Origin of the sequence: Hassallia byssoidea VB512170 (assembly GCF_000817785.2) — a bacterium.
GTDB classification, from domain to species: Bacteria; Cyanobacteriota; Cyanobacteriia; order Cyanobacteriales; family Nostocaceae; genus Hassallia; species Hassallia carrinoi.
In genome coordinates this window covers 47,132-66,434 of sequence record NZ_JTCM02000016.1, presented here as the reverse complement: position 1 = coordinate 66,434, position 19,303 = coordinate 47,132, and the positions used below count along the sequence as shown (strand labels likewise).

The 19,303-nt window shown below is 41.5% G+C and carries 20 protein-coding genes; 8 read left to right on the top strand and 12 right to left on the bottom strand.

Annotation, left to right across the window (positions count from 1 at the left end):
* Positions 1–61: 61 nt before the first annotated feature.
* Positions 62–844, bottom strand: coding sequence for an RNA polymerase sigma factor SigF (locus PI95_RS10485; RefSeq protein WP_039739177.1), 783 nt, complete (start codon positions 842–844; stop codon positions 62–64).
* A 307-nt stretch (positions 845–1,151) separates the two neighbouring features.
* On the opposite strand from PI95_RS10485, the gene PI95_RS10480 reads away from it, so the two are divergent.
* Positions 1,152–1,880: a Bax inhibitor-1/YccA family protein gene (locus tag PI95_RS10480; protein ID WP_039739176.1), complete on the top strand. Its 729-nt coding sequence runs from the start codon at positions 1,152–1,154 to the stop codon at positions 1,878–1,880.
* A 202-nt stretch (positions 1,881–2,082) separates the two neighbouring features.
* On the opposite strand, the gene PI95_RS10475 is transcribed toward PI95_RS10480, so the two are convergent.
* Both PI95_RS10475 and PI95_RS35180 read right to left on the bottom strand, forming a co-directional pair.
* On the bottom strand, positions 2,083–3,993 hold the full coding sequence (locus PI95_RS10475; RefSeq protein WP_039739175.1) for an aspartate kinase: 1,911 nt from the start codon (positions 3,991–3,993) through the stop codon (positions 2,083–2,085).
* A gap of 193 nt (positions 3,994–4,186) precedes the next feature.
* Complete coding sequence (locus PI95_RS35180; RefSeq protein WP_039739174.1) at positions 4,187–4,405, bottom strand: hypothetical protein; 219 nt, start codon at positions 4,403–4,405, stop codon at positions 4,187–4,189.
* A 482-nt stretch (positions 4,406–4,887) separates the two neighbouring features.
* On the opposite strand from PI95_RS35180, the gene PI95_RS10465 reads away from it, so the two are divergent.
* Both PI95_RS10465 and PI95_RS10460 read left to right on the top strand, forming a co-directional pair.
* Entirely contained in the window at positions 4,888–5,745 is an 858-nt protein-coding gene (locus PI95_RS10465) for an alpha/beta hydrolase (protein ID WP_163518775.1), read from the top strand.
* Positions 5,672–7,273 (top strand): phosphatidylglycerol lysyltransferase domain-containing protein, encoded by a 1,602-nt coding sequence (locus PI95_RS10460; RefSeq protein WP_163518774.1) that lies wholly within the window; start codon positions 5,672–5,674, stop codon positions 7,271–7,273. Before PI95_RS10465 ends, PI95_RS10460 begins: the two co-directional genes overlap by 74 nt.
* Positions 7,274–7,320: 47 nt before the next feature.
* Here the strand turns inward: PI95_RS10460 and PI95_RS10455 are convergent, their stop codons facing one another.
* Complete coding sequence (locus PI95_RS10455; protein WP_039739173.1) at positions 7,321–7,809, bottom strand: hypothetical protein; 489 nt, start codon at positions 7,807–7,809, stop codon at positions 7,321–7,323.
* Between the two features lie 51 nt (positions 7,810–7,860).
* Positions 7,861–8,469: a site-2 protease family protein gene (locus PI95_RS10450; protein WP_039739171.1), complete on the bottom strand. Its 609-nt coding sequence runs from the start codon at positions 8,467–8,469 to the stop codon at positions 7,861–7,863.
* Positions 8,470–9,101: 632 nt separating this feature from the next.
* On the opposite strand from PI95_RS10450, the gene PI95_RS10445 reads away from it, so the two are divergent.
* Positions 9,102–9,356: a DUF4212 domain-containing protein gene (locus PI95_RS10445; RefSeq protein WP_039739169.1), complete on the top strand. Its 255-nt coding sequence runs from the start codon at positions 9,102–9,104 to the stop codon at positions 9,354–9,356.
* A 9-nt stretch (positions 9,357–9,365) separates the two neighbouring features.
* On the top strand, positions 9,366–11,021 hold the full coding sequence (locus PI95_RS10440) for a VC_2705 family sodium/solute symporter (protein WP_039739167.1): 1,656 nt from the start codon (positions 9,366–9,368) through the stop codon (positions 11,019–11,021).
* 13 nt (positions 11,022–11,034) lie between these two features.
* On the opposite strand, the gene PI95_RS10435 is transcribed toward PI95_RS10440, so the two are convergent.
* Together PI95_RS10435 and PI95_RS10430 are read right to left on the bottom strand one after the other, a co-directional pair.
* Positions 11,035–11,877 (bottom strand): tetratricopeptide repeat protein, encoded by an 843-nt coding sequence (locus PI95_RS10435; protein ID WP_373695697.1) that lies wholly within the window; start codon positions 11,875–11,877, stop codon positions 11,035–11,037.
* Positions 11,878–12,212: 335 nt separating this feature from the next.
* Positions 12,213–13,136 carry a ribonuclease D gene (locus PI95_RS10430; protein ID WP_039739164.1) on the bottom strand — a complete coding sequence of 308 codons (924 nt, stop codon included), beginning with the start codon at positions 13,134–13,136 and terminating at the stop codon, positions 12,213–12,215.
* 156 nt (positions 13,137–13,292) lie between these two features.
* On the opposite strand from PI95_RS10430, the gene thiD reads away from it, so the two are divergent.
* The 3 genes from thiD to PI95_RS10415 all read left to right on the top strand — a co-directional run bounded on the left by thiD (position 13,293) and on the right by PI95_RS10415 (position 15,416).
* On the top strand, positions 13,293–14,114 hold the full coding sequence (gene thiD, locus PI95_RS10425; protein ID WP_039739163.1) for a bifunctional hydroxymethylpyrimidine kinase/phosphomethylpyrimidine kinase: 822 nt from the start codon (positions 13,293–13,295) through the stop codon (positions 14,112–14,114).
* Positions 14,115–14,297: 183 nt separating this feature from the next.
* Positions 14,298–14,885 carry a hypothetical protein gene (locus PI95_RS10420; RefSeq protein WP_039739161.1) on the top strand — a complete coding sequence of 196 codons (588 nt, stop codon included), beginning with the start codon at positions 14,298–14,300 and terminating at the stop codon, positions 14,883–14,885.
* A 192-nt stretch (positions 14,886–15,077) separates the two neighbouring features.
* Positions 15,078–15,416 (top strand): P-II family nitrogen regulator, encoded by a 339-nt coding sequence (locus PI95_RS10415; RefSeq protein WP_017749852.1) that lies wholly within the window; start codon positions 15,078–15,080, stop codon positions 15,414–15,416.
* A 114-nt stretch (positions 15,417–15,530) separates the two neighbouring features.
* Here the strand turns inward: PI95_RS10415 and rdgB are convergent, their stop codons facing one another.
* The 5 genes from rdgB to PI95_RS10390 form a co-directional block, all read right to left on the bottom strand.
* Complete coding sequence (gene rdgB / locus PI95_RS10410) at positions 15,531–16,106, bottom strand: RdgB/HAM1 family non-canonical purine NTP pyrophosphatase (RefSeq protein ID WP_039739156.1); 576 nt, start codon at positions 16,104–16,106, stop codon at positions 15,531–15,533.
* 10 nt (positions 16,107–16,116) lie between these two features.
* Positions 16,117–16,701 (bottom strand): hypothetical protein, encoded by a 585-nt coding sequence (locus PI95_RS10405; RefSeq protein WP_063842307.1) that lies wholly within the window; start codon positions 16,699–16,701, stop codon positions 16,117–16,119.
* A gap of 103 nt (positions 16,702–16,804) precedes the next feature.
* Positions 16,805–18,244, bottom strand: coding sequence for a phosphoglucomutase/phosphomannomutase family protein (locus tag PI95_RS10400; RefSeq protein ID WP_039739154.1), 1,440 nt, complete (start codon positions 18,242–18,244; stop codon positions 16,805–16,807).
* A 155-nt stretch (positions 18,245–18,399) separates the two neighbouring features.
* On the bottom strand, positions 18,400–19,095 hold the full coding sequence (locus tag PI95_RS10395; RefSeq protein WP_039740494.1) for a Uma2 family endonuclease: 696 nt from the start codon (positions 19,093–19,095) through the stop codon (positions 18,400–18,402).
* Positions 19,089–19,241: a hypothetical protein gene (locus PI95_RS10390; RefSeq protein WP_163518773.1), complete on the bottom strand. Its 153-nt coding sequence runs from the start codon at positions 19,239–19,241 to the stop codon at positions 19,089–19,091. Before PI95_RS10390 ends, PI95_RS10395 begins: the two co-directional genes overlap by 7 nt.
* Between the last annotated feature and the right edge of the window lie 62 nt (positions 19,242–19,303).

Sequence of the window (19,303 nt, the reverse complement as noted above, 5' to 3'; positions counted from 1 at the left end):
ATGGTCAATAGTCAATAGTCAATAGTCAATAAACTTTGGACTTTGGACTTTTGACTTTTGACTACGATCCAGTTGCCACTGCGGGTTGTAAGAAACACATTAAATCCTGAACTCCCTTTTGGAGATATCGCGTTACTGTCATTGGACTGGTACCGATTTTCTTCGCGGCATCTTTGCGAGAAAGTTCTTTTAAAAAGACTAATTCAACAGCCAAGCGGGGCTTTTCTTCTAACATATTTATTGCCCCTTGGAGTTGTTGACGTTCTTCTTCTTGTTGTTGGAAAGCCGTAGAACGGGGACAGGGAAGCGCTTCACCCAAAGTTATTTGGCAATCAACATAGTGAACTGCGGTAGCATCTAAACTCAAAGGCAGCCGATTTTGAGCCGCTAATTTAGTTTCTTGCCATTCTTGGACAGATACTTGGAGTATGTTGGCAATTTCCGAATCTTTCGGAGGACGACCCAAAGATATTGATAATTCCTTGCGGACTTTTTGCCCCTCATTGTAGAGTTCTTGCCAGCGACGGGGTATCTTTAATAGAGTACTGCGATCGCGCAAAAAGTGCAGCATTTCTCCACGAATGTAGGGCACAGCAAACGAACTAAAAGCATATCCTTGACTGGGATCGAATCGCTCAATTGCCCTAATTAAACCGAAATAACCGATTTGTTCTAAATCTTCATAAGGTTCATTACATTGATGGCTGAATTTATGAGCCATCTTACGCACTAAGCCAGTATGTAACTGTACAAGTTGATTACGAAGTTTAATAGAAGGATTCTGGTGGTATAAGTGCAATAACTCGATACCATCAGACCGCAGAGAGGACTGACATGCTACCATATAAATTCCTTTCTAGTAACTCCTTTTTCTGGAAAATTGGAGTTGCGTAAATTTTCATCAAAGCTGTAATTATTTTCCTTAGATGGCGCTGAATAAACCATCGTCGTTATACTGAACTTGTGAGGGGTCTAACTTTAGGCATCAGTATTTCCACGCATATGTTTTGCGCCGCTATCTGTTTCCGGCTAGTTTGACTTGATATAAATCAAGTGAGGAATTCCCCCATTTGTGAAATCACATAGCTCTCTTGATATGGTTCAAAATAGAAGGAAGCAGCACTGTTTTTCTGAAAAATTAGTTGTGAAATATGAGCAATACCAGCAATTTTCGTAACGCTATCCGTGAGGCTAAAAATCAAGCCCTCGTTGGTCCAAATGTAATTGCCAACGCCCTTCCCTACGTTGGTGGTGGACTGGTTTTAACAGCACTGGCAGCTTACGGTGGTTTAGGAGTCATCCGTACCAACCCCGGACTTTTCATGCCCACCGTAATTGGTGCGGTCATCCTAGAATTAATTCTGTTCTTTGTTGCCCAAAACGTTGCTGAAAAAGGCAACAAAGCCGTTGCCCTGCCCCTTTTGGCAACCTACAGCCTGTTGTCGGGATATACCCTTAGTGGCTTGATTTATCTCGCCTTGAGAACCCAAGGAGTTGGCATTCAAGGAATCGGTATAGCAGCCCTTGGTTGTGGTATCACTTTTATTGCCGCCCGTCAAGTCGGTTCAAATCTCTCTGACTCAGACGGCATGGCTTTGACTAAAACTATCAATTTAGGCGTTATTGCCTTGGTGGTTGTTTGCCTAGCACAATTCGGGTTGTCGTTGTTCGGTGTTTACACGCCAAATTGGTTAGAAATTGCCATTTCCGGGCTGGGTGTGCTTTTATTTGTTGGCGCATCTGTAGTTGATTTCTACATCTTGCCCCGCACCTACAGCGATGAGCAATATCTGCCTGCGGCTTTATCTATGTACCTTACCTACATCAATTTGTTTGTCTTTATCTTGCGGTTGCTAATTGCCCTCAATAGCCGCGATTAATTGAGTGTAGGTATTGGAAATTAGATAATTAAATACATTTTTCCACCGTGGTTAGCTCTCAGCAGCCACGGTTTTTTAATTGGTGTGATATTCAGGAATATCTTATCGCTTTTGCGTCATATTATGCCCGTTAAATTAATAGTAATAAAAACATTGCAAACGTCTCTACGACGGTTGGTGATAATTTATTTCCCTGCTAAAATTACGCCGGCACTACGAATTTTTCGCTTCCTGCAAGTCCAAAGGCAGCGTGGATAACTTGCAAAGCTTTAACACCTTGTTCTTGATCCACGACACAGCTAATTTTAATTTCTGAGGTGGCAATCATTTGAATGTTAATTTGGTGAAGGGCGATCGCCTCAAACATTTTCGCTGCAACTCCTGGTTGTCCTACCATACCTGCACCAACAATACTCACTTTGGCGATCGCATTATCCAAAACAATTTCACCCCAGCCAAATTCTGACGCTGCTTGTTGCAGCATTTTCTTTGCCGCTTCTCCATCCATCCTCGCGACGGTGAAGGCTATATCTCGTCTGGGAACACCATCAACTACTCGGCAGCGCTGAGATTGGATAATCATATCTACACTAATATTGTGCTGCGCTAATAGTCCGAACAACTTCGCTGCCATCCCCGGACGATCTGGTAGTTGACGAATCGCCAAACGCGATTGGTTCATGTCTAAAGCGACACCTCGGACGGGGGGATGGGGGGAGGGAGGGGACAAGGGAGAGGGGGGAGACAAGGGAGACAAAGGAGAGGGGGAGGACAAGAAAGAAATTCCCCCTTGTCCTCCTTGTCCTCCTTGTCCTCCTTGTCCTCCTTGTCCTCCCTGTCTCCCTGTCTCCTCATCCTCTATCTCAAACACCTCCCGAAGTGCGGCAACAGCGCGATCGCATTGTGCGGCGTCAACTACGCAACTTACTTTCACTTCGCTAGTAGATATCATCTGGATGTTAACGCCAGCTTCCGCTAGCGTGATGAACATTTGAGCCGCGACGCCGGGACGCCCAATCATTCCTGCGCCGGAAATGCTGATTTTGGCGATTTGCTGCTGTACCATTACTTCGGCTTCTGTCGATGCACCATTTTGACTTCGCAGTGCTGGGGCGATCGCTGCTGCGACTGCTTCCGCACGCTTCAATATCGGTGTTGTTACGGTAAAGGCGATGTCATTTGTATTGCCTTCGTGTATTGATTGAATAATCAAGTCAACATCGACATTTTGACGGGCAATTTCTCCAAATAACCGCGCTGCCACGCCTGGTTTATCTGGTACGCGCAATAAAGCTACTTTTGCTTGGTCGGTATCGAATTGAACATTATCCACCGAACGCGCTATTTCTAAATTTAGAAGCGATCGCTCTTGTGGTTTAGGGGAAGTTACCCAAGTACCCGGTTGATCTGTCCAGCTTGAGCGTACCACGAGGGGAACGCCGTAATTGCGGGCAATTTCCACAGCACGGGGATGCAGCACTTTTGCCCCTAAGCTGGCAAGTTCCAACATTTCATCTGAGGTAATTTCCTCCATCAACTGTGCCTCAGGAACTAAACGCGGGTCTGTAGTTAAAATACCTGGCACATCTGTATAAATTTCACAAAAATCTGCTCGTAATGCTGCTGCCAAAGCTACTGCTGAAGTGTCGGAACCGCCACGCCCCAAAGTTGTAATTTCCCATTCTTCCAAGCTGGATATGCCTTGAAATCCGGCTACAACAACTACTTTGCCTTCTTGGAGGTGGCGTTTTAGGCGATCGGTTTTGATATCCAAAATTCGGGCGCGGGTGTGTTCGGCTTCGGTAACAATTCCTACTTGCGCCCCGGTGAGAGAAATCGCTGGCTGTCCGAGTTCATCCAATGCCATACTTACCACGGCGATGGATACTTGCTCACCTGTCGAAAGTAGCATATCCATTTCCCGACGGTTGGGATTTTTTGATATTTCGTGCGCTAGTTTGACAAGTCCATCGGTGGTTTTACCCATTGCTGAAACCACGACAACAACAGAATTTCCGGCTTTCACAGTTTTGTATACGCGCTGTGCCACAGCTTGAATACGTTCAACTGAACCGACTGAACTGCCACCGTATTTCTGAACTATAAGCGCCATAATAAAATAATTAATAAAGAAGCTTTGAAGGCATTGTAAATTAAGCTATGTAACTAAGTTATCAGAATCAGCTGACACACAAAAGCTAAACTTTACATTTTGTTGATGATTTTTTTTTCATACTTCAGTTAATACAGCCCCAGTAACCGTGCGGCTACTACCAAAGGTAAGAAATAGTAAACTGTGCGATATGCTATACTGCCGCAGACGAAACTCCCGAACTTGTGTAAAATCGATAACCGATAGCACTACCTGTGACTAAAGCAAAACCGATAGTATTGCTAAAAACAGAACTTATAAAGTTAGTAAAAGCTATCTTTTTCGCCGCAAGAGTACGTCCAATATAACTAAAGCCCAAGATATCGTAGCCGATCGCCACCAGATATCCCAAAGCACTCAAGCAAATCGCCAAACTTAAACGTTTTTTGGGGAATTGCTGTTAAAGAGTTGAGGAGATGATGGTAATTATATTGACGCGATTCGCAGGCGATCGCCTATAGCAAAAGCAGTAAACCAAATAATCAACTAAAAAAGGGGCATTTCCACACTTATAAGCGTGAAGAAATATTAACTAATAAATAACAGTCGCAACCTTTCCATCCAGTTGACACAAGATTGACACATTATTTATCTAAACTTTTTCTTGCAAGGAGTATCTCTTTCCAAAGAAAAGTGGTTAGTAGTTAAGTTTACAGAATGCAGCTGCCTCAAGCCTAAAGCCTGCGATCGAGAAAAGTTTGTAAGTATAACCTTACCCTTCGAGGGTAGGTGCATTCTTTTTGACAACTAACTACTAACTACTAACAACCAACAAATAACCAAATTTATTCTTAATTCTAAAGCTATGAACTACAAAACACCTCAAATAAAAAATTAAAAATATATACATAAAATATGAAATTTTCAATAATTTTAGTTGGTATTGCGAGTGCGATCGCAATACTTGGCGCAACTGGATATTATTACGTTTTTATACTTGGTGCGCCGCAACTAGATGCGCCAAAAGCAGAGACAGCAACAAAGTTAAAATTTCAATTAGAAAGCTTTAACAGTCAAGCAATGGGTACACGTCAATATGGTGTCATTTTGCCACCTGACTATCAAAAAAATCTCCACAAGCGCTATCCGGTGATATTTTTATTACATGGTGGTCATGATGATGTCCGTGCTTATGTTGATAAATATCGTATTTTCAACGTACTTGATGAATTGTATCAAAGCGGAAAATTGCCACCTTGTATTATAATTACACCTGATGGTAATGACCTGCGTGGTTCGAGTCCTTTATATGACCCCGATTATTATGATGGTCCTAATGGCAAAGTCGGAACATTAATTGGTTTAGAATTAGTAAAAGTGGTCAAGTCGCGCTACCGCACGTTGGAAAAACCCCAGTTTTGGGCGTTGGGAGGTGTTTCTTCTGGAGGATGGGGTGCATTTAATATTGGGTTACGCTATCTCAAAAACTTTAACATTCTGTTTAGCCATAGCGGTTACTTTACTGATAACAGCGGTTCGCAAAATAGCCCCCAAGAAATTGTCCAAAAGTTATCATTTAATGACAAGAAGCGATTGCGGGTGTATTTAGATGCAGGTAAAAGCGATCGCGATTTATTAGCATCTACCAAAACCTTTTGGACTTTGGAGTGCAGCTTTTCTCACAGCACTAGTCGGAGTAGTGAACTTGCTGTCAGCAGTCACACCGACTTTACACGAACGAAATCAGTGGTTAAAACAGTTTTTACCCTTTGAAATTCGTGCCAGCGGTCATATATTTGCAGCGCTGACAGGCTTTATTTTGCTAACACTAGCTACTAATTTATTAAGAAGAAAAAAAATCGCTTGGATGCTTACCATTGGGTTACTAGTGATTTCTATTTTCAGTCATTTGCTGAAAGGACTTGACTACGAAGAAAGTCTCCTTTCGGGAGTTTTGTTATTACAATTGCTTTTAATGCGCCATGTTTTTACGGCAAAATCAGACCGTCCTTCGATTGCGCGAGGAGTTAGAGTATTAATTGGCGCTTTGCTGTTTACTCTGGCATATGGGACTATCGGATTTTATTTATTAGACGGCAAATTTACAGAAAATTTTAATTGGGGTGATGCCATACTTCAAACTTTGGCGATGTTCTTTACAGAAGATAATTTGGGATTGCAACCAAAGACGCACTTCGGAGAATTTTTTGCCAATTCTATATATGTTATTGCGGCGAGTACTTTTACGGTTGCATTAGTGATGCTGTTGCAACCCGTATTTATACGTAATCAGGCTGACCCCAGCGAACGCCAACAAGCTAGAAATATTGTAGAAAAGTACGGACGCTCTTCTTTGACAGCATATGCGTTATTAAGTGATAAAAGTTACTATTTCAGCCCTTCTGGTCGCAGTGTAATTGCTTACGTCCCTAAAGGACGAGGTGCGATCGCTTTAGGAGATCCCATCGGACCAACTGAAGACCGGAAAGAGACGCTAATTAGCTTTCAGCAGTTCTGCGAACGCAACGATTGGTATCCGGCATTTTACCAAACTTTACCAAATGACATAGATTGCTACAAGTCGTTGGGGTTTCGAGTGCTGAAAATTGGTTCTGAAGCGATCGTTGACTTAAAAACTTTTACTTTACAAGGCAAAGCAGGTAAAAACTTCAGACCAACAATAAGTCGGCTGACCAAAGAAGGATATCAAGTCAAGTTTTACCAACCACCTATTTCTAAAGACTTGTTGCACCAGCTAAAACTAGTCAGCGATGAGTGGCTGCAAATGGTGCAAGGTTCAGAAAAGCACTTTTCTCTGGGATGGTTTGACGAAGATTATCTACAAGAGTGTGAAATCGCTGTAGTACACACCCCCAAAGGTGAAATTAGCGCTTTTACCAACATTATCTCACAATATCAGCTTAACGAAGTCATTAACGATATGATGCGACACCGTAAGTTGATTGAAAACGGCACGATGGACTTTCTATTTATTAGTATGTTGCAGCATTTCCAACAGCGGGGTTACGACAGCTTTAATTTTGGTCTTTCCGCTTTGGCTGGGGTTGGTGAAACTAAGGAATCACACAAATTAGAGAAGGTATTGCACTATCTTTACGAGCATTTAAATCGATTCTACAACTTTCAAGGGTTACACGCATATAAAGAAAAGTTTCGCCCGCGTTGGGAACCACGCTATTTGGTGTACCCCAGTTTAACAGCTTTACCTGATGTGGTTGTGGCTTTGATTCGCGCTGATTCAGGCGATCGCCTCCTCGATTATTTCAAACCCGGCACCTAAATAGTCCAGAATCCTCATTGGGCAGGAAGTGAGTAGAAATATTCTAATTAGGGATTTTTAAAGTTGCAGTTATGGCTAGAACGCATAGAATCAGAAATATGATGCGGTGATAAAAATATTGATACGGTAATAATGCATATAGCGATAAAAAAAAGTGACAAAAAAATACTCAATAAAATCTTCAAAAAATCTCTAGAAATTATTAGGTAGCGCTCGACAAAGGGTGAATAAGTCCGACCACCTAGATAAACGAAGCTGCCAACAATTAGTAATCTAGCAAATAAGTTAAACCCATTTGTAAATAGTGAATTTGAAGAACAGATAATTTTATCTTCTTTGATAAGTTCTAAATTTGCCAACACTCCTGACGAAAATTTTTCGTTTATCAAATATTTGCCTGATTCATTGTTGACATCATATACCAGAGAAAAATTAGATTGGATAATATTTGCCCCTGGCGTTGCTGAAAGCGCGCTCACAGCAACGAAACTCAAAGCAACACCAACTGTAACCGCTGCAAGTTTTTGTTTTAACACTCAAGCTTTCCTTTCTTTTTATTGGTAGATGAATTCTTGAAAAGCAGATAATTACACGCCAGTAATCGCCTTGATAACTAAGTCAGCAATTAATCCTAATCCTGTACCAAAACTTGGAATTAAAAATAACAGCATCAAAGCAAAAACTCCGAATTGGGTATTTTCTAGTTGTTTTAATTTGGGAAAAATTTCACTCCAAACATGAAACCCATCTAATGGGGGTATTGGTAAAAGATTAAACAGAAATAAAATAAAATTTATCCGCGCTGTCAAGTAAACAAATTCGAGACTCAAAAGTCCTGAAAGATGAGGGTTAGAGTAAACTTTAAAAAGCAGAACAAATATAATTCCTAAAGCCAAATTTGATAATGGTCCGGCTGCGGATACTATAATATTGCCTAGCTTTGCAGAGCGAAATTTAGAGGGATTGACGGGCATTTGTCCCCAAGCAATACCAGCAATGCAAAGAAAAATGATTGACTCCCAGCCCATGTGAACTACAGGATTAAGAGTAAGATGACCAGTTCTTTGCGGAGTATCATCACCCTGACTCATCGCTGCCCATCCATGAGCAAGTTCATGCAAGGTGATAGAAAATATGATAATTACAACGATTCTGAAAAAATGTATCGGATCGGTGATTAATGTGTTGATAAACATATATTTAAGCTTGTGTAGAAGTTAAGCCAATATCAGCAGTTTTTATTGTTAGTGAGACTGAAAGCGAGTTATTTAATTAAATTAAGTCGGATAGATGGACTGGCTGAAAGTTGCAGTTGTGGCGATCGCGTTATTGCAGCTATCCCGACTCTGAACCTGTAAAAAATACAAATAAGTATCATAATTGACCTTTTGATGGTGATTATCTATGTGTATCTGAATACACATATTACGCAGCTGTTCACAATAATCACCACTGTAATATTTAGTATATTTGATAACTTTTTTACACAATTTTCTAATTAAAAATTTGCTTGCTTATAAGTATTAATACGAGTATTATGATTTATTAAAGTAGTAAAAATATGAAAATATTGATGTATGTGTAAAACATACTTTCAATTTTTGTAGTGAATTTGATGCCAATTCTATGTGAGGTTGGGCTTTATCGCCTATCATTTCAAGCAGCAACGCCAGACAATCAGCAAATTAACTAAGAATTCTGAAGAAAATTTGAAATTATTGCTATTCAATGAGAAAATCTGACCTAATCTTCTTACGCAACGGAAGACATGATTGTTGCGTGATGATTTATGTCATTTTCGTTTATGATGCAGTTACGATAAAAAACAATGGATGAACATCAGCGTCGGTCTTATTGGCGTGCTAATACTGCTCTAATCCGTAATCTTTTAATTGTCTGGGCATTGGTTTCCTTAGTTTTTAGTATTTTGTTGGTTCAACCATTAAATGCAATCCGCTTTTTTGGTGTACCTTTTGGTTTTTGGATGGCACAGCAAGGATCAATTTTGATATTTGTGGCATTAATTTTCATTTACGCCTTTCAAATGGATAAGCTAGACCGCAAGTATAATATCAAGAAGTGAGGAAAATCTGTGTCAGTTGAAATTTGGACGATTTTGTTAGTTGGACTCTCCTTTATCATCTATATTTACATAGGTTGGCAATCACGAGTCAAAGATACTAAAGATTTTTTTGTTGCCGGTCAAGGTATACCTTCAATCGCTAATGGTGCAGCCACTGCTGCTGATTGGATGTCCGCAGCCTCGTTTATTTCAATGGCAGGACTGATTTCTTTTTTGGGCTACGACGGTTCTATTTATCTGATGGGCTGGACTGGTGGATATGTGCTGTTAGCATTGCTTTTGGCTCCATATTTGCGGAAATTTGGCAAGTATACGGTGCCGGATTTCGTCGGCGATCGCTATTACTCGAATGTCGCTCGTTTGGTAGCAGTAATTGCAGCAATTTTCGTTTCTCTTACCTACGTTGCTGGACAAATGCGAGGCGTAGGAATTGTTTTCAGTCGCTTCTTGCAAGTAGATATTAATACAGGTGTGATTATCGGCATGGTGATTGTCGGGTTTTTTTCGGTGCTGGGAGGTATGAAAGGCATCACCTGGACGCAAGTGGCACAGTACTGTGTTTTGATTTTTGCTTACTTGATTCCGGCTATAGCGATCGCCTGGTTACTTACAGGTAATTTTGTTCCCCAACTGGCATTTACCTTTAGTGATGTTGCCGACAAGCTGAATAAAATCCAGGTTGACTTGGGGTTTTCTGAGTATACTCAGCCATTTGTCAACAAGTCGATGCTCGATGTGCTGTTCACCACGATTGCGTTGATGGTAGGTACTGCTGGCTTGCCCCATATCATCGTCCGATTTTACACCGTACCGAGTGTACGTGCGGCACGCTACTCTGCGGGTTGGGCGCTGTTGTTCATTGCTATTCTTTATACTACGGCTCCTGCACTCTCGATGTTTGCCCGCTACAACTTAATCGATTCTCTGCACAATCATACGCTTGCCGAAGTGCAGCAGCTAGACTGGGCGAGAAAATGGGAAAAAACAGGACTGCTAGCCTTTGATGACAAAAATAAGGATGGGCGTCTTCAGTTAACTCCAAATAAAGACACCAACGAGATTAAAATTGACCGAGATATTATTGTGCTTTCTACCCCAGAAGTGGCGAAACTCGCTCCTTGGGTGATTGCGTTGGTAGCAGCTGGTGGGTTGGCGGCTGCTTTGTCTACGGCATCAGGTCTGTTACTAGTAATTTCTAGTTCTATCGCCCATGATGTCTACTACCGTATGATAGATTCAACAGCTTCCGAAAAAAAACGGGTGTTTGTTGGGCGCGTCATGGTAGGTTTTTCCCTTATTCTTGCCGGCTACTTTGGGGTAAATCCGCCAGGATTTGTCAGTGAGGTGGTGGCTTTTGCTTTCGGTTTGGCGGCTGCTAGCTTCTTTCCAGTGATTGTCTTGGGAATTTTCGACAAGCGCACCAATTCTTATGGGGCGATCGCTGGTATGTTGAGCGGTTTAATTTTCACAATAATTTACATCGTCAGCGTCAAGTTTGCGGGTGTGGAACCTTGGTTTTTTGGAGTTTCTCCAGAAGGAATTGGCACCTTGGGTATGTTAATCAACCTAGCTGTGACTTTGGTAGTTTCTCGCTTGACTCCTCCTCCTCCAGCAGAAATTCAACTTTTAATAGAAAACCTCCGCACTCCTGTTGTTGAAGAATAAATGATTCTTTTTTCTACTGCCCCAATTCTTTGAGATTGTTCATCACTTGTTGGTATAATTCTCGATTATTTTCTCGCTCAAAAATAGTTGCAGCGCGTTGCAAGTCGGCTTTTGCTCCTTGTTTGTCGTTATTTGCGGCGCGGGCGTTGCCTCGGTTGTTGTAAGCTGGGGCAAAGTTGGGATTGAGGCGAATCGCTTCGTTGTAATCGGCGATCGCTGCTTGAGGATCTCCGTTGGCTTGGCGGGCGTTACCCCGGTTATTATAGGCTATGGCATATCTAGAATCAAGGAGAATCGCTTGATCGAAATCATCAATTGCCCCATTTATGTCTTTCATGGCTGAACGAGCATTTCCCCGGTTATTGTAAGCTTCAGCATAGTTAGAATTAATCCGAATCGCTTCGGTGTAATCGGCGATCGCGTTGTTGCTGTCTCCTAAAGAAGCACGCGCATTTCCTCGGTTATTATACGGTTCGGCAAAGTTGGGATTGATACGAATCGCTTCGTTATAATCGGCGATCGCTCCCTGTTTGTTGCCCAAATCAAAGTAAGCAAGTCCTCGGCTATTGTAAGCTTCGGCATAGTTAGGATTAAGGTTAATCGCTTGCGTAAAAGATGCGATCGCTGCTTGCGAGTCTCCTTTTACATGCTGACTTTGCCCTTGAATATAAAAGTCCCCAGCTTTCGATGCTGTACCAATTCGACGGTTTGGAGGACTCACTTTTATTTCTGTTACCAATACACTTTTGTTGTTACCACAGGAAATAATTGCAGTTGCGATAAATGCACTAAGCATAGCGATGGCAAATGCTTTTCCAATCCCTGTCCACTTTTGCTCAAATAACCCCATCATAATTTACTATAAACCGCTATTACGCCCGGATGAAATTAGTACCAAAATCTAATTACTTCAACTAAAAAATAATACTAATTTTTCCATGAGGTGCAAAGTCAATTGACAGGCTTTCCTCATATTTAATAGCTTTAATTAAGGATTAGACGTTGCATATTTCCGGGATAATTTTCTGATACACGTCAAAAATTAAACGTTTTGTAGAGACGTTCCGCACCGAACGTCTCTACGATTATTTTCCGAAAAATGGTATCTTATGTAGCAAGTATCAGTGTTTCATGTTGCTTATATTGAAAAACCAGATTCCCGACAACTATATGTGAAGTCGGGAATCTAAATTAAAATTCCTCCTCAATATCATCCATCTGGCTTTTAGGAGTCAGTCGCCATGAAGTTGTTTTTTCTGCATCTACAGATAATTGTTCGATATTTTCTCCTAAATCTGTCTTTAGTTTCTTCGTCAGTGTAATGGGAAAATCTAAATTAATACCTTCAGTTTGTACTAGCTTTACCAGTTCTGTAAACGGCACTTTCACAGTTTCCCGTTCGTAGCTTGTAAGTTTCAAATCTGAGGTTTCCGATAACTTCTGAGCTTGCATCGCTTGTTTAACACGTTCTTGCAGATGTTCAAACTCGGAATTTACCAGTTTAGATTCTTGCTGAACCTGCTGATATCTAGCTGCGAGTGATATTAAATCTTCTTTTGCTGGGTCAGGGCTAATTTCTTGACTTAATTCTATCAAACGTTTGTGAACTTGAGCAAGATAAATGCAGTCCAAATAAGCATATTCTATTTGTTCTTCGCTTAGGGGTCGTTTGCCCCAATTGCTACTTTGTTCTTGTTTGTCAATATTGTTAAAGTTACAAAGTTCCACAGCTAAAGTTTTGAGTTGATAGTTGGATAATGGCAATATATAGTAGGGAATTTTCTTTGCCATTTCTAAAGTACAAGTAATATTTTTAGCTTTTTTATTACCCAGAAGTTTTAAATCATAGCTAGCATTGTGAAAGACTTTTTCAATAGAAGGATTTAGCATAATTTGGCTAATAAAGTCAGCGACGATATCGGGTTGATTTAATACATCCAAAAGGTAAACGCGATCGCCACTCATATCTTTGGCATCATCTAATACCTGAATCAGCGATAATCTCGGTTTTTTACTTTTATAATCAGCTACTTCTGTATCTATCCATAAAGTTTGAGCATTGGTATATTCGGCAACAAGAGAACGAATTTCGCCGACTGATGTCAAGTAAGGCATTAGCTAATATTTCCTGATAATTGGGACAGCACAAGTAAGTTACAATTTTCCTTAACATTTTGCCAGCCCAAATCAGCTATAAACTTCTTTCGTAGTAAGTACTTCAGTGCTTAAAATAAGCACTAAAGTGCTTACTACAAGTTTAATTCCTGCATTATGAACACCCAAACAACATCCAAAACACCTGTTGCATTAACCATCGCTGGTTCAGATAGCGGTGGAGGTGCAGGAATTCAAGCTGATTTACGCACCTTTGCTTTTCACTGCGTCCACGGTACGTGCGCTATTACCTGCGTTACAGCACAGAATACTGTAGGAGTGGCACGGGTTGATGCAATGCCAAAAGAAGCTGTTATCGCCCAAATTCACGCCGTAGTTGAAGATATTGGCGTGCAAGCAGCGAAAACGGGAATGTTACTTAACCAGGAAATCATTGCCGCTGTTGCCCAAGAAGTAGAAACTTTACAAATCGATAACTTAGTAGTCGATCCTGTAATGGTATCACGCACCGGGGCGCAATTGATTTCTGATGATGCCGTGCAGACTATAAGCCATCTCCTCATCCCCAAAGCGATAATTGTCACGCCAAATCGCTATGAGGCACAGATTTTAACTAACTTAGAGATTAATTCCTTGGATGAGATGAAAGCAGCAGCGCAAATGATTCATCGCGAATTGAGGGCGAAAGCTGTTTTAGTAAAGGGTGGAGGAATGCAGGAGAGTTTGCGAGGTGTTGATATCTACTTTGATGGGCAAAATCTGGAAACTTTATCAACAAAGCAAGTTGATACAGAAAATACCCACGGTACTGGTTGTACTTTATCGGCGGCGATCGCTGCTAATCTAGCAATGGGAAAAGACTTGTTCACAGCAGTGCAACAAGCAAAAAACTACCTTACTACTGCACTATCTCACGCTTTAGATATAGGCAAAGGGCAAGGTCCTGTAAGACATTTTTTCCCATTGTTAAAAAATTAACAAATTCCCTCATCTTCCCCAGCCTCCCCACTTTGCGTATGTCCTTCATTAAAAAATGTAAAGAAAAATTCTTTGCTCTTGTGGGCATTTTTCTATTATTCTTGGGCATAGTTTCCGGGCTGACTCTTTCTAATAGCAGTTCCGAATAATCTAATTACATTCATTTTTGATACTAAACTACCGATGCGAACAAGCACAGGTTCTATTCCCAGTGATACATCTACAGCAAACCCTAAAGCCTATTCTCCCTCTGTACCACTATCTATATACCGGGATTTGGCAGGAGAATTGCAAGCAGCAGAGGCAATGTTAGATGCACTCACCGCCCAAAATAAACAATTAGTGCAGGAAAATCAACTACTCCGACAAGAAATTACCAAAGTTGTTCAGTCTTTTTCACACCTGCAAAATTTGGTTGATACCTCACCTGCAACTAAGCATAACCAAATTCCTCACGCGAATGGCGATTTGAAAAATCAAACCAGACATCCCCTAAACCAAGTACGACAACAACAGCGGGTTTCTCGTCTTTATTCACCCGCAGTTTTGGAAAATGTGCCTGACGGTTTCGGCAGTTCAGACTTCTCTCCCCCCGTACCCGAACCAGTTTTCATAGAAGAGGAAGATGTACGCTATTATCCCGATAGTGAACCAAAGCCGAAAGAAGTCAGTGTTTGGTCGTTAGTCATTGCCATTTTATTAATCATACTTACAGCTTTTGGCGTTGGGTATGTGATTGTACGTCCGTTTTTTGAGCATCAAACTCGGTAAAATAGCTTAAATCTACTCTCTTGAATATCTCCGCAAAACTGCTCAAAAATGGACAATTTTCCTTTTTATGACGAAAAATACCGAAAAAATGCTAATTTGAGGATAAAATCGCCAGAGCTGCTTTTTTAAGCGTCAGATAGATGATCTGCTTAGATAGATAAACGAAGCTATTAGAAGTAAGGAGTGGAAATAATGAAAAAAGTAGAAGCGATTATTCGCCCTTTTAAGCTCGATGAAGTGAAAATTGCTTTGGTCAACGCTGGTATCGTCGGTATGACCGTTTCGGAAGTCCGGGGTTTCGGACGGCAAAAAGGTCAAACCGAACGCTATCGCGGTTCTGAGTACACAGTTGAGTTTCTGCAAAAACTCAAAGTGGAAATTGTCGTAGAAGACAACCAAGTTGATATGGTGGTAGACAAAATTATCGCCGCTGCCCGCACTGGTGAAATCGGTGATGGTAAGATTTTTATCTCACCTGTTGAGCAAGTTGTACGCATTCGTACTGGGGAAAAGAACACAGAAGCAGTTTAAAAAAGTTAGGAGTAGGAGTAGGAGTTAGGAGTTAGGAATAAAAAGTTTTGGGCTTTGAGTTTTGAATTAAGAATATTCTTCAACTCATAACTCATAACTCATAACTCCTAACTTTTAACTCCTAACTTTCTCCAATTGGGGAAGTAAAGCCTCAATTGCTTTACCTCGATGACTAATTGACCGTTTCAAGTCTGGTGTCATCTCGGCAAAGGTTAATTGTTTTTCTGGAACATAAAAAATTGGGTCGTAACCGAAACCACCATTACCACGGGGAGAAGAGAGAATTTCGCCACGACAAACACCTTCAGATTGTAGCGCCACCGCTCCATCCGGACTTGCGATCGCTACTGCACACACAAATTGCGCTTGCCGATTCGGTTCGTCCTTCAATTCTCTCAATACCCTGGCAATGCGTTCAGAGTCAGTTTTGCCATAACGTGCAGAATACACTCCTGGTGCGCCACCAAGGGCATCAATTTGCAAACCAGAGTCATCGGCGATCGCCCAATTTCCTGTCGATTTAGCCACCTGAGAGGCTTTTAAACAAGCGTTTGCTGCAAAGGTGTCCCCTGTCTCCTCTACTTCCAATTCTTCAGGTTTTAGGGTCAATTCCCAACCTAAATCAGCCAGGTAAGCTTGCATTTCCCGCAACTTACCTGGATTTGAGGTTGCAACCACAAGTCTTGTCATTGTCGTTTTTCTACAAGTGAATCGGTGGGGGTACTGGATTCGATAACGGAGTCAGCGGACGCGGTTCGTCAGCTCTTGCTACTAACCGCAGGTGAATTACAGTAGCTTGTGAATAATCGTAATCAATTGCAGTCGCATTGCCAAATTGCTGCTTACTCTCACCAGATAACCCTGTACCACCAGCACTAAACGAACGTGTTGTGCCTTCTTCTATCGTTCCCCTTGTTACAGGAGGTGAACTGTAACCGGTTCGTGTCCGTGTTTGAACTTGATGTTCTGGAGTAAAGGTAACTTTGACTAAGCCGATATTTGCATCCTCTTTACTAATACCAGCAATGGATGCCTCAGCACTTCCCAATTTATAAAACGTGAATCGTCCGGTATCATGAGCCGGACGTTCCAGCACAATTGAATCATACTCTTCAAGTCGCCACGTTCCCACATGCTTGCCATCAATTTCGAGCTTGGCATCACAACGCATAGCACGCTTGTTAGCCAAAACTACGTTGTACTGGGTGTTATGTTCTAGCTGTACATAACCTCCAGATAATTCAGTTCCTGGCGAAATACTAAGGCTGAAGTTGTTTAACTCCATAATAATCACTCCTAAGCTGGTGTTTGCTTTAGGATTCCCTGTTCGCAAACTAAACTAACAATTGTAGTAGCATAGGCATATTTATCTATGCTACTACACTTTGTTAAACAGAATTTGCCCAATCTTTCGCCCAAGCCAAAGTTTGATGCACTTGTTCGAGTGTTGGCGCTTCGCAGTATAAGCGTAAAACTGGTTCAGTTCCGCTAAAACGAATCATCAACCAACTATTATCAGCTAAACGGAACTTGTAGCCGTCAATTGTTTGACAATCAGTTACTGCAAGTCCGGCAATTTCTGTTAAAGGTTCTTTTTGCAGTTGTTGCAAAAGACGCGATCGCACATCCATACTAGCTAGAGGTAAATCAATGCGATCGTATGCCGAATCAAAACCAGCTTGTTCTTGCAAATGACGGTAATAATCGCCTAAATCCAGTTTTGATTCAACAATTGCCTCTAGCACGTATAATGCTGATAGCAGTGCATCGCGTTCGGGAATATGGCTACCATAGCCAATTCCGCCTGATTCTTCACCGCCTAGTAATACTTGCGATACTAACATGCGATCGGCGATGTATTTGTAACCAACTGCTGTTTCAAATACTGATAACTTGTGCAGTGCGGCAACGCGGGGAATTAAGTCAGAACCACTAACAGTTTTGACTATTTCACCTTTAAAACCGCGCCTTAAGGTTAGGTGGTCGATTAATATCGGGATTAATACTTGTGAACTGAGGAAGTTACCTTCACCATCTACACTGGCGATGCGATCGCAATCTCCATCAAATACTAATCCTACCGTCAAACCTTGATTGCTTTCGCGGTGCGTCTTCATCACTTCAAATAGACGCTTCATGTATTTGGGTAACGGTTCTGGGGCACCACCACCAAAAAGCGGATCGCGATCGCTATTTATTTCTTTTACTTGATTTCCTAGCAGCATCGCCAATCCACCAGATGCCGCTCCATGCATCACATCGGCGAATACCGTCAGTTTACCTGAATTTATCGCCTCTCGAATCTTGGCAATATCAACTTTGCCTTCTAGCCCTTGACAATAACTGCCCCAAGGGTTGAACATTTCGATTTTGCCTGGAGTTGCAGCAGTTTGCACTTTATCAGACAAAAGCGCTTCTATCTCATGGGTTACTTCTGGCGGCACCGATCCCCCAAAAGCCCCCTTGACTTTTAATCCCAAATATTTTCCCGGATTATGACTTGCTGTAATTACCAGCGCACCCAACGCATTGAGTTGTTTTGCTGCCCAGCTAAAAGCCGGAGTTGGGGCAAAGGTTTCGCTCAATAATACATCAAATCCGATCTTCGTGACACTATCAGCAACAGCACGGGCGAAATCTTCCGCCATAAATCGGCGATCGTAACCGACAATAATTGTCCGGCTATTCACCGGAGATTTATATGTGTTAAATAATACTTGCGCCGCAATTGGCGCGACCAAGGCGAGGCGTTCAAAGGTGAATTCATCACCAATCACGCCCCGCCAGCCGTCTGTACCAAACTTGATTTCGCTAGCTAGAACTGGCATTGAGGTATCCTAACTTTCCAACTGTGGATTCTAGCATTTATACATGCTTTTATGTAAAAAAACAATTAAGTATACAAAAAAGTACTGTTAACCCTAGTCAATTAGGACACAAAAGTGAGTGAATGTGTTCCTAGAAGTTAAGTCAGCAATCAAACTTAAATACTATCTGGATCGATTCCCAATTCTCTCAACTTAGCTGCTAGTTTTTCTCGTTGTTGTCGTTCGTTTTGAGCAACTTCCTGTGCCGTTAAATAGCGAGTTCCAGTTTCGTTGTACCAATACAATACCTCGCGTTCAACTGTACCAGATACGTAAAGCGATCGCCCAATTCCTAATTTAATTTCTGGCATCCAAAACGGTTCGCCAATTTGCAGATGGTATTCTCCATCAATTAACTTATATACTTCAAATGGTTGGTGTTGATCGCGTCGCCAATACTGTGGATTGTAGATTACATAGTATAGTACTCCCAAGTTTGCATATATCTTTAACTTAGTGTCATATTCATCACCTGGAGTTTTGGAAACAACTTCTAAAGCGAACTTTGGTACTATCTCTTGTTCTTCCCATACTGCATAACTTAAGCGTGATTTGCCTGCTTTGCGTCGTTCCACACCCAAGCTCAAAAAACCATCGGGAATTACTGGTACTAAATGACTTATTCCAGTCGTGTGGTAAACACCCATATCAATGCCAAAAAACCAGTCATTCCGGGTTGCCCAAATCGATTCCAGGATAAATAATAACAGGTTGGGTATAAAATTTTGGTCTTCATTATCCACTGGTGTATCGTCTGAACAGGGCAATTCAGCGCTAGTTGGTAGAGTGCGGTAAGGTTCGGATTTTACCATAGGTAACATTCCCCGATCGCTTGAGGGATAAACCATGCTTTGGATTCTATTTTAGGCAACGAAAGTGCAACAGCGCCATCGCTTTTGTGTATCAGCACATGTAGTGCGATCGCCAAACTATAATTTTTATCTAAAAAAATTAACAATCCTTAATAGCCATGACTATTAAGGATGTTTATTTAGAGCATTTTCTGCTCAACAGCCTGAT

Excerpts from the sequence above, each read along its gene's own strand:
- PI95_RS10420 (WP_039739161.1), top strand. The coding sequence starts at position 14,298 with ATGCGAACAAGCACAGGTTCTATTCCCAGTGATACATCTACAGCAAAC.
- PI95_RS10405 (WP_063842307.1), bottom strand. The coding sequence starts at position 16,701 with ATGGAGTTAAACAACTTCAGCCTTAGTATTTCGCCAGGAACTGAATTA.
- PI95_RS10430 (WP_039739164.1), bottom strand. The coding sequence starts at position 13,136 with ATGCCTTACTTGACATCAGTCGGCGAAATTCGTTCTCTTGTTGCCGAA.
- thiD (WP_039739163.1), top strand. The coding sequence starts at position 13,293 with ATGAACACCCAAACAACATCCAAAACACCTGTTGCATTAACCATCGCT.
- PI95_RS10395 (WP_039740494.1), bottom strand. The coding sequence starts at position 19,095 with ATGGTAAAATCCGAACCTTACCGCACTCTACCAACTAGCGCTGAATTG.
- rdgB (WP_039739156.1), bottom strand. The coding sequence starts at position 16,106 with ATGACAAGACTTGTGGTTGCAACCTCAAATCCAGGTAAGTTGCGGGAA.
- PI95_RS10445 (WP_039739169.1), top strand. The coding sequence starts at position 9,102 with ATGGATGAACATCAGCGTCGGTCTTATTGGCGTGCTAATACTGCTCTA.
- PI95_RS10400 (WP_039739154.1), bottom strand. The coding sequence starts at position 18,244 with ATGCCAGTTCTAGCTAGCGAAATCAAGTTTGGTACAGACGGCTGGCGG.
- PI95_RS10480 (WP_039739176.1), top strand. The coding sequence starts at position 1,152 with ATGAGCAATACCAGCAATTTTCGTAACGCTATCCGTGAGGCTAAAAAT.
- PI95_RS10415 (WP_017749852.1), top strand. The coding sequence starts at position 15,078 with ATGAAAAAAGTAGAAGCGATTATTCGCCCTTTTAAGCTCGATGAAGTG.
- PI95_RS10450 (WP_039739171.1), bottom strand. The coding sequence starts at position 8,469 with ATGTTTATCAACACATTAATCACCGATCCGATACATTTTTTCAGAATC.
- PI95_RS10465 (WP_163518775.1), top strand. The coding sequence starts at position 4,888 with ATGAAATTTTCAATAATTTTAGTTGGTATTGCGAGTGCGATCGCAATA.
- PI95_RS10485 (WP_039739177.1), bottom strand. The coding sequence starts at position 844 with ATGGTAGCATGTCAGTCCTCTCTGCGGTCTGATGGTATCGAGTTATTG.
- PI95_RS10475 (WP_039739175.1), bottom strand. The coding sequence starts at position 3,993 with ATGGCGCTTATAGTTCAGAAATACGGTGGCAGTTCAGTCGGTTCAGTT.